The organism is Sediminicola sp. 1XM1-17 (genome assembly GCF_037203765.1).
Taxonomy (GTDB): domain Bacteria; phylum Bacteroidota; class Bacteroidia; order Flavobacteriales; family Flavobacteriaceae; genus Sediminicola.
Window position 1 is genome coordinate 577,248 of the sequence record NZ_JBBCAS010000001.1, and the last position, 12,272, is coordinate 589,519.

Annotated in this window: 14 protein-coding genes; 6 read left to right on the forward strand and 8 right to left on the reverse strand. The window is 41.3% G+C overall.

The features are described from left to right. Positions 1-53: 53 nt before the first annotated feature. The 4 genes from WAA86_RS02570 to WAA86_RS02585 all read right to left on the reverse strand — a co-directional run bounded on the left by WAA86_RS02570 (position 54) and on the right by WAA86_RS02585 (position 3,475). A complete protein-coding gene (locus WAA86_RS02570) occupies positions 54-1,469 on the reverse strand; it encodes a Gfo/Idh/MocA family protein (protein ID WP_337299403.1) in 1,416 nt (471 codons plus the stop codon). A gap of 104 nt (positions 1,470-1,573) precedes the next feature. Then, on the reverse strand, positions 1,574-2,233 hold the full coding sequence (locus WAA86_RS02575) for an HD domain-containing protein (RefSeq protein ID WP_337299404.1): 660 nt from the start codon (positions 2,231-2,233) through the stop codon (positions 1,574-1,576). After that, the gene (locus tag WAA86_RS02580; RefSeq protein WP_337299405.1) at positions 2,230-2,967 is read right to left on the reverse strand and encodes a lysophospholipid acyltransferase family protein; all 738 of its coding nucleotides are present in this window, start codon (positions 2,965-2,967) and stop codon (positions 2,230-2,232) included. The genes WAA86_RS02575 and WAA86_RS02580 overlap by 4 nt, the downstream gene beginning before the upstream one ends. Before the next feature lie 97 nt (positions 2,968-3,064). Next, entirely contained in the window at positions 3,065-3,475 is a 411-nt protein-coding gene (locus WAA86_RS02585; protein ID WP_337299406.1) for a BrxA/BrxB family bacilliredoxin, read from the reverse strand. 131 nt (positions 3,476-3,606) lie between these two features. Here WAA86_RS02585 and WAA86_RS02590 point away from each other — a divergent pair, with 131 nt between their 5' ends. The 4 genes from WAA86_RS02590 (at position 3,607) to WAA86_RS02605 (ending at position 7,178) form a co-directional block, all read left to right on the forward strand. Next, positions 3,607-4,341 (forward strand): TerB family tellurite resistance protein, encoded by a 735-nt coding sequence (locus WAA86_RS02590; protein ID WP_337299407.1) that lies wholly within the window; start codon positions 3,607-3,609, stop codon positions 4,339-4,341. 56 nt (positions 4,342-4,397) lie between these two features. Continuing rightward, complete coding sequence (locus tag WAA86_RS02595) at positions 4,398-4,982, forward strand: HupE/UreJ family protein (RefSeq protein ID WP_337299408.1); 585 nt, start codon at positions 4,398-4,400, stop codon at positions 4,980-4,982. Between the two features lie 134 nt (positions 4,983-5,116). Further along, positions 5,117-5,551 (forward strand): deoxycytidylate deaminase, encoded by a 435-nt coding sequence (locus tag WAA86_RS02600; RefSeq protein ID WP_443217562.1) that lies wholly within the window; start codon positions 5,117-5,119, stop codon positions 5,549-5,551. A 10-nt stretch (positions 5,552-5,561) separates the two neighbouring features. Continuing rightward, positions 5,562-7,178 carry a S41 family peptidase gene (locus tag WAA86_RS02605; RefSeq protein ID WP_337299410.1) on the forward strand — a complete coding sequence of 539 codons (1,617 nt, stop codon included), beginning with the start codon at positions 5,562-5,564 and terminating at the stop codon, positions 7,176-7,178. Between the two features lie 16 nt (positions 7,179-7,194). Here the strand turns inward: WAA86_RS02605 and WAA86_RS02610 are convergent, their stop codons facing one another. Both WAA86_RS02610 and WAA86_RS02615 read right to left on the reverse strand, forming a co-directional pair. Continuing rightward, on the reverse strand, positions 7,195-7,398 hold the full coding sequence (locus WAA86_RS02610; protein WP_337299411.1) for a hypothetical protein: 204 nt from the start codon (positions 7,396-7,398) through the stop codon (positions 7,195-7,197). A 57-nt stretch (positions 7,399-7,455) separates the two neighbouring features. Further along, entirely contained in the window at positions 7,456-8,034 is a 579-nt protein-coding gene (locus tag WAA86_RS02615) for a MarC family protein (RefSeq protein ID WP_337299412.1), read from the reverse strand. Positions 8,035-8,154: 120 nt separating this feature from the next. Between WAA86_RS02615 and WAA86_RS02620 the strand changes: the two genes are divergently transcribed. Next, positions 8,155-8,727 (forward strand): DUF3109 family protein, encoded by a 573-nt coding sequence (locus WAA86_RS02620; RefSeq protein WP_337299413.1) that lies wholly within the window; start codon positions 8,155-8,157, stop codon positions 8,725-8,727. Here the strand turns inward: WAA86_RS02620 and WAA86_RS02625 are convergent. After that, positions 8,717-10,684, reverse strand: a complete 1,968-nt coding sequence (locus WAA86_RS02625; RefSeq protein WP_337299414.1) for a tetratricopeptide repeat-containing sensor histidine kinase — start codon at positions 10,682-10,684, stop codon at positions 8,717-8,719. The two genes, WAA86_RS02620 and WAA86_RS02625, sit on opposite strands and share 11 nt — an antisense overlap. A gap of 18 nt (positions 10,685-10,702) precedes the next feature. Further along, the gene (locus WAA86_RS02630; protein WP_337299415.1) at positions 10,703-11,437 is read right to left on the reverse strand and encodes a LytR/AlgR family response regulator transcription factor; all 735 of its coding nucleotides are present in this window, start codon (positions 11,435-11,437) and stop codon (positions 10,703-10,705) included. Between the two features lie 402 nt (positions 11,438-11,839). Between WAA86_RS02630 and WAA86_RS02635 the strand changes: the two genes are divergently transcribed. After that, on the forward strand, positions 11,840-11,971 hold the full coding sequence (locus tag WAA86_RS02635; RefSeq protein ID WP_337299416.1) for a hypothetical protein: 132 nt from the start codon (positions 11,840-11,842) through the stop codon (positions 11,969-11,971). Positions 11,972-12,272 lie beyond the last annotated feature (301 nt).

Below are 12,272 nucleotides of genomic sequence, written 5' to 3' on the forward strand. Positions count from 1 at the left end.
TAGCCCATCTTTACTGTGGTAACGATGGGCTTTGTATGTAAGAATGGTTTTTATTAGCTCAATTCCCAGCCTGGTCTATAAGCTCGCTTCACCCATTCGTTGGCCTTTTCATAATTGGTCACTTTCATGTTCTTGCCGTCCCATAACAACTTGCGCCTTCCCGGATAGTTGAAAGGATCCCAATCTCCAGCTTTTTTGCCTTCCTTGAATTCCTTGTACTGATAGGCTTTGATGGCGAGGTTACCCATAAGTACGGATTCCGTCAACGGTCCCGATCGTGCAAAATCGGATGAGGTGGCGGCCCCGTTCATGCATCCATCTACCCAATTATTGGCATGGGAGCCCGAAATTCTTGTAAGGGAAGGTTCGGGAACATTAAATATTTTCATGGCTTCAGAAGGCAATAACCTAGGATTCCTAGAATAGGTGTCAAGGACCATTATCCCTTTGGTACCATAAAAAACACTGCCACCACCGCCATCTCCAATGGTCTCCTCGTTCTTCAATTCATCCGGTAGATCTGGTTTAAGTCCACCATCGTACCAATTTAGGGCAATATCGCCATGAGCCTCGGTATTGAACTTTAATCGCACTATGGAAGAAGGGGGGCAAGAAGAGCTATAATCAGCTTCCACAAAATCTCCTACCCATACAGTTGTACAACTGGCTTCGGCTTCTGTAGGATAGCCCAAGTCCAATACGCTGAAAGGAGATTCCATGATATGACAGCCCATATCGCCGAGGGCGCCGGTACCAAAGTCCCACCAACCACGCCATTTGAAGGGGAGGTAGGCGGAATTATAATCGCGCATTGCCGCGGGGCCCAACCAAAGGTCCCAATCCAATTCTTTTGGGATGCTTTCCTTGCCAACAGGGATTTTTACGCCTTGTGGCCATACCGGTCGGTTGGTCCAGCAATCCACTTTTTCAATCGTTCCGAGAATTCCAGATTGAATCCATTCTTTTGCCTGTCGGCTACCATCACTAGAGGCTCCTTGGTTCCCCATCTGTGTGACAATGCCATTTTCTTTGGCAACTTCCGTCATCAAGCGGGTTTCATATATATTATGTGCCAAAGGTTTTTCCACATATGCGTGTTTCTTGGCGCGCATAAAGGGCAATGCAATGGAAGCATGGGTATGGTCCGGAGTCGCCACCATAATAGCGTCCATTTCCTTCAAATGCTTGTCGTACACCTTTCGGAAATCCTTGTACATCTTAGTTTTGGGATGTAGGGCTTGGCTATTCTGAACCATGCGCATATCTACATCGCAGAACGACACAAATTTTACTTTACCGGTCTCTGTCAACTCCCTGATAACCCCGGCACCACGGCCACCTACACCAAAGGCAGAAACATAAAGGGTGTCACTGGGAGGAACATGGTTTTTTCCAAGTACAAAACTGGGCACAATGGAAAAGGCCGCCGAAGTGGCAGCCACATTTTTAATGAATTTTCTTCTTTGCATTATGGTATGGATTGTAGATTTCCGTTTGAAGATACAAAAAAATGAAAACTACAGGGTTCGTAATTGTGCAACAAGTGTCCAATCTTTTGGTAAGGAAAGGAGCATTATGAATTCCCGTTCCATTCCTTAAAGAACTGCTCCAAATAATCCAACATGAACTGATGTCGTGCTTCAGCCAATTTCTTGCCACTTTTGGTGTTCATCTTATCTTTCAACAACAAAAGCTTTTCATAAAAATGGTTGATGGTCGGGGCCGTGGATTTTTTGTATTCCTCCTTGGACATATTGGGGTTGGGGGCAATCTCAGGATTATAGAGTTCCCTGTTTTTAAAACCACCGTAATTGAAGGCTCTGGCAATACCCATTGCCCCAATGGCATCCAAACGGTCAGCATCTTGGACTACCTCCAATTCTGGGGAGGCAAATCGTGCGGTACTAGTGTCCAAACTGGACTTATAGGATATATTTTCAATAATTTTGACCACATGGTCAATAGTCTGGGAATCAACATCAATGGATGTCAAAAATTCTTTGGCGAGCATTGGCCCAACAGTTTCATCTCCCCCATGGAATTTTGCGTCGGCAATGTCGTGTAAAAGGGCCCCAAGGCTCACTACCAAAATGTTTACCTGTTCATCCTTGGCAATCAGTAATGTGTTTTTGAAAACACGTTGTATGTGGAACCAATCGTGACCACCCTCGGCACCTTTTAGGGTTTCCTTGACAAATGCAATCGTCTCTTCTACTATTTGGCTGTCTGTCATGCAAATGAAGTTATTCCGGCAGTAATCTGTTGTTCTATCTGGGCAATCAGGGCATCTTTATCCTCACCAATTTCAAGGGGCTTGTGTACATCCAAGGTAATATGGTTGCCCAAAGCATTTGGGAATTTTCCATAACGCAACATCTTCCAGGAATTGTTGATGCTAATGGGGACAATCAAGGCAGAAGGAGCATTCTTCATCAATATCTTTAGCCCCATGGCCTGAAATTTCTTGGGATGACCGGTTTTACTTCTGGTGCCCTCAGGAAAAATAACGGCACTTCTGTTATGGGTTTCTATGTAGGTACCCAATTTGGCAATTTCGGTCAAAGCCTGCCTACTGTCCTTTCTATCGATCAATACCGAACCACCATGTCTTAAATTGTAGGAAACACTGGGAATACCTTTGCCCAACTCTTGCTTGCTCACAAATTTGGGATGATGCTTGCGCATATACCAAATGAGTGGTGGTATATCGTGCATGCTCTGGTGGTTGGCCACAATAATCAAAGGTCTATCTGTTGGAAGATCGTACGGATTGTTAAAGGTATACTTGGTTCCAAGGATGTTGGAACATCGTAGCAGACATAAATTTAAGATGCTCACAGTTCTTTTAAGCGCAGGATATCCAAAAACGTTGAATGATATGTACTGGACGGGATGGAATACCAACAAGGTCAAGCCAAACAAAACCTGATATATTACGGAGAATGGGTAGGCTAATATTTTTTGCATGTCACAAAAATAAAAAGAGAAACCATGATTCACATGATTTCTCTTTTTATTTTTTTCTGTCTCATGGCATACCTCTTTGGAGGTTGCCATGTGCTAATTAACAGAATTCGTTATAGGCTTCCATAAGGTTCTCAGCGATCATTTCAGCTGGTCTTCCTTCAATGTGATGACGCTCTATCATATGGACCAATTCACCATTTTTGAACAAAGCCATACTTGGGGATGATGGAGGGAAAGGAACCATAAGTCCCCTTGCAGCGTTTACTGCTTCCGTGTCCACACCGGCAAAAACCGTTACCAAATGGTCTGGTTTTTTGTTGTTCCTTAAGCTCATTTTAGCCGCAGGTCTGGCGTTGGCGGCAGCACAACCGCAAACGGAGTTAACCACTACCAAAGTAATTCCTTCTTGCTTGATGGCCTTTTCAACAGCTTCGGCCGTATATAATTCTTCAAACCCGGCGGATGCCAGATCTTGTCTCATAGGTTTAACTAATTCTGCAGGATACATAGTCTAATTTTTAATGATTTAGATATTTTACAAAGGTAACCAATTTGAGTGATTTATCCCGTCTGCCTTAACTTTTCCTTAGGGGTTCTTTTCCCTCTTAATATTATATCTTTGACAAAATTTTGAATAGGATGATAAAATGGTTTGCCGCCATCTTGGGGTATTATGTGCTTAGGTTTCCGGGTGCAATTGTGGGGTTTTTGATAGGAAGTTATATTGACAGCTTAAGAAGTAGTGGAAGCGGAGGCCAATCCCTCTTTGGAGGTGGATCCAGTCAGCAGGTGTCCCCGGCCGATTTCGAACTCAATTTGCTTTCCCTGTGTTCCGTGGTCATCAAGGCCGATGGTAACGTGACCCAGAGCGAACTGGACTATGTGAGACAGTATTTTTTGAGTACTTATGGCAAGGATAAGGCAAATGCCATTTTTAGGACCTTTAACGAGGTGATCAAAAAAAGGGAAATTTCCGCCGAGAGAATTTGTGCCTATCTCAACCAGCGCACACGATATGAAGTCCGACTGCAATTGTTGCACTTTTTGTTCGGTATTGCGCAGTCAGATGGGAAGATAAGTGCGCTTGAGGTTGAAAAAATCCAGGAAATCGCCGGGTATTTGAACGTAAGGATGATCGACTTTGAGAGTATAAAGGCCATGTTCATCAAATCTGCGGATACAGCGTATAAAATTTTGGAAATTGAAAGATCTGCTACCGATGAGGAAGTGAAAAAGGCATACAGAACCATGGCCAAAAAATACCATCCGGACAGGGTGAATACCGAAAATGAGGCCATAAAGAGCGGGGCAGAAGAAAAATTTAAGGAGGTGCAAAAGGCATACGAGACCATCCAGAAGGAAAGGGGATTATAGATCTTTTTCAGCGATATGGTATATTGCTGTCATTAAAATAAAAGAATACGGATTGTATGGAAAATTTTTGGTTTTACCTTCAAATGGGATTGGATCATGTGTTGGATCTCAATGCTTATGACCACATCCTTTTTCTAGCTGCCCTGGTGTTGCCGTTTACATTTAAAGATTGGAAGAAGGTTTTATTGCTGGCCACCGTATTTACGATAGCCCATTGCATTTCTTTGGCATTTTCCGTCTATGGTCTGGTCACCATGAATGTTTCCCTAATTGAGTTCCTGATCCCCGTGACCATTTTGTTCACGGCTCTTTACAATCTTTGGCTTGTCATTAAAAACCTAACAAACCAAAGCAACGCAGCGCATTTGTGGGCCACCGCATTTTTTGGTCTGGTCCATGGCTTTGGCTTTTCCAATTATTTTAAAATGTTGATGGCCGAAGAAGAACAGAAATCCATCCCATTGCTCGGTTTTGCCACAGGGATCGAATTGTCCCAGGTGTTCGTTATACTTGGTATCTTGCTCTTGTCCTATATAAGCCAATCGCTGATAAAGGTTAAGACCCAACTGTTTATTGGTGTTGCTTCCATCCTGATCATCGGTATTGTGATACCAATGTTGGTAGAAACGTTTCCATGGTAGAATTTCACTAAAAATTAACCTTATAAGGTTGTTACAATATAACAAAGAGGGTATATTAGTGTACCTTTGAGTCTTATAATCGCCAAGATATTGGTTTTGGATATTAAGATTCCCGGTGAATTAATTTTGTGAAGTTGGAAAAGAAGCAAAAAAAATACGATACGGCATACTTGAGGATGGCGAACGAATGGGGCAAGTTGTCCTATTGCAAACGCAAGCAGGTAGGGGCCATTATCGTAAAGGATCGAATGATTATCTCTGATGGCTATAACGGGACACCTACGGGATTTGAAAACTGTTGTGAGGATGAGGAAGGATACACCAAGTGGTATGTACTCCATGCGGAAGCCAATGCCATTTCCAAAGTGGCTTCGTCCACCCAATCCTGTGAGGGATCCACATTGTATATCACACTGTCCCCGTGCAAGGAATGTAGCAAGCTGATTCATCAGTCTGGCATAAAACGTGTGGTATACCAGAGGGCGTACAAAGATGATTCCGGTCTGCGATTTTTAGAAAAGGCCGGGGTAGTGATTACGCATATGCCCATTGAAGAATTCAGTTCTTAAAGCGCTACTTATGAAAAAAAAATACAATTACATATGGCCTACGGTTATTGCTTTGGCACTTGCCATAGGGATATTAATTGGGGGTAAGTTGCACTTTAACGATTCCCCGGAAAAGTTATTTACCACCAATTCAAAAAAGGACAAGCTCAATAGGCTGATCGACTATATAGAATATGAGTATGTGGATGATATTAACACGGATAGCATCGTTGATGTTACCGTAAACAATATCCTGGATAAATTGGATCCCCATTCCGTTTATATACCCAAAGAGGAAATGGAAACGGTTTCAGAAAACATGAAAGGCGATTTTGTAGGTATCGGAGTCAATTTTTACATGTACAAAGATACCATTGCAGTGATCCGGACCGTGGAGAATGGCCCAAGTTACCTAAAGGGACTTCAACCGGGAGACCGAATTTTGGTAGCGGACAAGGATACGCTGTTTGGAAAGAACATTTCCAATAATTTCATTGTAGACAAATTAAAGGGAAAAGAAGGATCAGCCGTGAATCTGAACATCTTTAGAAAAAAGGACAATAGGAAGTTCAACGTTTCCATTAAAAGGGACCTGATACCCATAAAAAGTGTGGAAGCCTATTATATGTTGACCTCAGATATGGGGTATATCAAACTCAACCGCTTTGCGGAATCTTCTTATAAAGAGTTTAAATCGGCACTTAAAAGTTTGGAAAAACAAGGGGCGAGAAAATTGACCTTGGACCTAAGGGACAATCCCGGAGGATATTTGGGCATTGCAGAGGAAATTGCGGATGAGTTTTTGGAGGACGGAAAAATGATCTTGTATACCAAAAATAAGAACGGTAAAATTACCAAGTCGTTCGCCACAGAGAAGGGCGATTTTGAGGATAAGCCGGTATATGTGCTCATCAACGAACGTTCGGCCTCGGCCAGTGAAATAATTGCTGGATCGCTACAGGATAACGATATAGGAACCATTGTTGGGCGTCGTTCCTTTGGAAAGGGATTGGTGCAACGCGAAATGGATCTTGGAGATGGATCTGCGGTCAGGTTGACCATTTCCAGATATTATACCCCCACCGGTAGGTCAATTCAAAAGGATTATAAGAACGGGAGCAAGGACTACTATGAGAAATTTACAGACCGTTACCATAATGGTGAACTGGAATCTGTAGATAGTATACGAGTTGCAGATTCCCTAAAGTACACTACCCCTAAGGGCAAAGTGGTCTATGGTGGAGGTGGAATTATCCCGGACGTATTCGTTCCTATTGGATCCAATGAAGTTGAAACCATTGAATCTATTGAAAGTTTGGGATTGATATCCCGATTTGTATTTGAGCATTTGGATGAGGACAGGAATAGATATTCCTATTTATCGAAGCATGATTTCATCTATAATTTTAAGGTAGATGACATCTTGTTTGAGAAATTCATCAAATACGCGGATGGCATATCCGTGATAAGGGACCTAAACCTCTCCTATTATGATCTGGAGGAACAGATCAAGTTGTATATAAAGGCTTCCCTGGCAGAACAGTTGTACGACCCAAATATTTATGCCAAGATCAAAAGTGAGGGAGATAGCATGTTACAAAAGGTAAAGGAACTGGATAGATCCAAAATTCAAAAAAGAAAAGAGTAAGATTTTAGAGGTGCCTTTAGTTCTCGTTCACCTTTTTCTGAATTTTTTTTGAAGCTATAAAGATCAATAGCAATACAATGGCACTAAGAGAGGCCACAATGCCAATAATGGCAATGATGCTATCCCCTTCCATAGGATTTTCAAAATTGATGAGGGTTACATTATAGGCAATCAGGGCAACGGCCAGGGAAATCAGGATAATGCTCAGAATTCTGTTCATAGTGGTAATGCTTAAAGAGTACAACGTCATAGATTGGAAATGCCGTCGTACAGGTGTTTAAAATAATTCGTTGATATTGCTGGCAAATAATTTTACCGCAATGGCTAGCAAAATTACACCAAAAACTTTTCTAATCACACCCAAACCGTTCTTGCCCAATACTTTTTCGATCGTTCTTGACGACTTTAAGACAAGATAAACGAAAATAATATTGACAATTACAGCCACAATGATGTTCTCAACATAGTACTCTGACCGTAAGGACAGGAGGGTCGTAATTGTACCCGCACCTGCTATTAGGGGAAATGCAATTGGCACGATAGAGGCCGTTTCGGGCTCATCATCCTTGTAAAGTGATATTCCCAGGATCATTTCAATGGCCAGAAAGAAAATGATAAAGGATCCGGCCACGGCAAAGGAGTTGACATCGATCCCGATCAATTTTAAGATCTCTTCACCAATGAACAAGAAGGCGACCATGATACAGGCGGCAACAATGGATGCCCTGCCCGAATGTAGGTGGCCTACTTTGTTGCGAAGTGATATGATGATCGGAATACTGCCCACTATATCTATGACTGCAAATAGCACCATACTGGCGGTAAATATTTCCTTGAAATTAAAATGAAATTCCATGTTAGGCTTTTATTGATCCAGCAAAATTACGTTTTCTAAAATGCTTTTGGATGCCCTAAAGCAAATAATTCTGTCTCTTTTTAGGGTGAAAGAAGTATCTTTGCGCCATATTTGAAAATTATGTTCCAATTAGGTAAAACCTTGGTGTCCGAGGAAATTATTGAGAAGGATTTTGTGTGCAATTTGAATGCTTGCAAAGGGGGGTGTTGTGTAGATGGTGAAGCGGGAGCGCCTTTAGAGGATAAGGAGACGGATCTTTTGGTGAATATCTATAGCGACGTAAAGCCATTCCTAAGACCTGAGGGCATTGCGGCCATTGAGGAGCAGGGGGCTTTTGTGAAGGGCGAGGACGGGGAATGGGAAACACCATTGGTCAATGGAAGCGAATGTGCCTATGTGATCTTTTCTGAAAATGGTATCACCAAATGTGGCCTGGAAGAGGCTTACAATCAAGGGGCTACCAAGTGGAAAAAACCGGTCTCCTGTCATTTGTATCCTGTTCGTGTAAAAGAATATACCAGCTTTACAGCCGTAAATTATCATAAATGGGAAATTTGTGATCCTGCCTGTTCCTTGGGGGCAGAGCTTCAGGTGCCTATTTATAAATTTGTAAAAGAAGCACTTATTAGAAAATTTGGGAACAAATGGTATGCCGAATTGGAGGAGGTTGCCAAAGATTATATCAAAGAGTAGGAATATTTAAAACTACCTTGGTTCCACATGGATTCTGGTGTTCGTCATAGAGGTCCAATATTTCAAATGTAAAAGAGTTCTGGTAGTCCTTTGAGAAATTGGCCAAACGCTCCTTGGTGATGTTGATGCCAACTGATTTTCGCTTGATTACCCTATTTTTCTTTAGTCTTTCAGATGTGACACGTCCTATGCCATTGTCGGAAATAGCGATATTGATGAAGTTCTGGTTTTCCCTGCTCACGTGCAGAGCAACCTTTTTCTCTCCTTCTTTTGCCGAAAGCCCATGCCAGAGCGCATTTTCCAAAAAAGGCTGAAGGATCAGGGATGGGATTTTTACGGTATGTATATCAATATTTTCATCCACCTGCATCTCAAAGTCGATCTCATCGTTGAACCTAATATTCTCAATATTCATGTAGAGTTGAACCGTTTCCAGCTCATCTGCCAATGATATTTCCCGCACAGAGGAAGCCTCCAAAATTTTACGGATCAGTTTAGAGAATTTGTTGAGGTAATGTACAGCATTCTTTTTTTCGTTGTTGATGATGTACAATTTAATGGAGTTCAGTGAATTGAACAAGAAATGGGGGTTCATTTGACTGCGTAGCATGGTGGCCTCCAAGGTCATTAACTGTTTTTCATTTTTTAATTGGCGCTGATAAAAAAGGATGTACAATATGCTGCCGAGCAATGCCAATGCAAAACCACTTACCAATAAGGTAGTTTGGTTCTTGCGCAATTTTAATTTAACGATCTCATTCTCTTTGCCCAATACCTCGATCTGATTGTTTTTCTTTTCCGTTTCCGAACGGTTGATCAGATCCGCGACATAACGTCTGTTTCTTTCATTGATCGTTTTTCTCTCTACCCAACGGGCTTTTTTGTTAAACTCCATGGCAGCCTTGTAGTCACCCTCCTTCGCACTAAGATCGGATAGAAATACATAAGCTTCTTCAACACCACTGGTAAGGTTGTATTCTTGGGCAATCTCAAAACCGTGGATAAGGTATTTTCTGGCCAAGTCAAGCTGATCCAGTTTTAAATGCGCCCAGCCAATATTGATAAATACTTCTGAAATGAGCTCCATATTCCCCAAGGCTAAGGCGGGCTCAACCAAGGATTTTAATTCGCGTAAACCTTGATCATATTTTTCTTGGTGCACGTGTATATGCGCTATTCCCAAGTTGGATTTCAAATAGATACTTCTGGACCCCACTTTTTTGTTATAGTCCAATGCCGTTTGGTAGTTGGTGAGCGCCTCTTTTATTATTCCGCGGGCCTCCAAGCTTTCTCCAATATCCTGATAGTTGATGGCGATCCCCAAATTGTTTCCCAATTCCTTTTCCTGCTTCAGTGCTTCTTGGAATCGGGCCGTAGCGATATCCCATTGCTCCAGGGTTTTGTAGATGTTGCCTATTCTGTTGAGGGAAACGTTAAGGCTTTTTTTTATTTCGTATGACGGGTCGGGAATATTTTGGGCAATATCCAATGCCATCTGTGCATAATCCAATGCTGACTGAATGGCATTTTTTCTCAGATTGGCTAAGCTTAGCATGTTTAAACTGGAAATTCTAAATACAGGATTCTCCCCAGATTCCGCAGCTTTCAACGCTTCTTCGTGCAAGGTTATGGCTTTGTCAAAAAGTGATAGGTCTTGATATATTGATCCCAATTGGTTCAGGGCATAGGCCTGACCTGCATAGTATTTGTTTTGAATTGATAGCGACAGGAGGTAGTTTAAGGAAATGGTGTCGTTTGGTGGGAGATTTAATGCAGTCTCAAAATTCGTAAGATTGATGGGTCTATTGCGTAAAATAGTTTCGATGGCTTTTTGGTGTGCCCCGGGAATTTCTTGTGAATTTAGGATGGGTGTAAAAAACAAGGTCATGACCAAAGGGAAGATCAACTTCCTCAAGGAACGGAATGAAAAAGTAGGGGATGTAATTTTATTGAACATGGGACAACCTAAAATGAATTATAACATATCCAGGAAATCCGATCTCTTTTGGCGTGAAACAGGGATTTTATCGTTGGACTGCAGCACGACATAGCCGTCTGTTTTAAGGAATTCCTTTATTTTGTTAAGGTTGATAATATACGAATTATGCACCCTAAAGAAGCATTCTTTGGGTAACATTTCATTGACTTCTTTTAATTTTTTGGTGAGCAGAATCTTTTGGCCATCACTGAGAAAAAGGGTGGTGTAGTTGCCATCGGACTCAGCGTACATAACCTCGTCGTTTTCCAGAAAGAGCAATTTTCCATCTGTATTGATGGTAATTTTCTTTTGAATGTTGGAAGAATTAAAATTCATGAGGATTTTTTCCAGCCTATCGGCGCTATAATGTTTCAAGTTGAATTTCTTGATCCTAGCAATGGTGTCACTGAGGTCATCACTGTCAATGGGCTTTAACAAATAGTCTATGGCCTCATTTTTCAGGGCCTTTATGGCGTATTGGTTATAGGCGGTGGTAATGACCACTGGGAAGTTTTTATTGGTTATCTTCTTTATGAATTGGAATCCATCCATGGCAGGCATTTCAATATCCAGAAAAAGACAATCTGGGGTGTTTTTCTCCAAATATTCCAAAGCTTCGAAAGGGTTGGTAAAAGAGGCTACAACTTTTAGCTCGCTGCTAAAATTGGTGAGCTCCCATGAGAGTCCCTGAATTGCTTTTATTTCATCGTCTACTATTACTGCTTCTAACATGTGCAATGGATAAACTTAAACTATAGTTGGTCAAAATATGTCGAGCCTATATTGTGATGGCTGGCGCCATAGGGTTATAGGATATTAAGTATTCAATTTGGTTTAAATGTAGTCAATAATTGATATTAAACCCACTAATCCCTATGAATTTTGGTTGACATGGATGTTATTGAGAATATAGAAAATGTCTGTCTAAATCTGTCTGCAAATTATACAAAATAGGTAACCAATTATACATATCGGGCTTAAAAGACCCTTTTAAGGAGCTATATTCGGTATCCTATTGGAATGGTAGGGATTTTTTGAAACCTTTTTTGGTAATGAAATCTGGAGTGGATGGCTGATCTGTCCAAGTGTTTTGAAAGTGGTTAAGACATTCTTTGAATGTAAATACCAGGAATTATGATGAGGTGCTTGATTTTATTTTCCATTCTGATAGCCTTGTTGGTCTTTGCGAGTATTGTAGAGCCTAAGGAAGCGTCGGAGGAACAACAACTAGTAATTGTTGACGACTTTGGCAAAATGTCCCGATAAATTTTTAATGCGGGTCACAAAGATTACAAATTGGCAACCAATATTTGAATACAATAGAGGGCCAATGAAATTTTAAGGTAATAATTAGTTATAAAGTTAATGAAACTGTCAGGCCATGAATACGACCCAATGCAGTTTGTTTCTATCGAAACAGGTGCATGTACGGAAAATGCCTTACTCAATGGAAAAACAACCTATTGGAAAACCTAGCCAACGTGTTGGTTTTGGAAATCTGCTCGGTTAATAGGTTTCGGGGGAACTACCTAAATCAGCAGGTCCATTCAAGGTAATATTGAATATA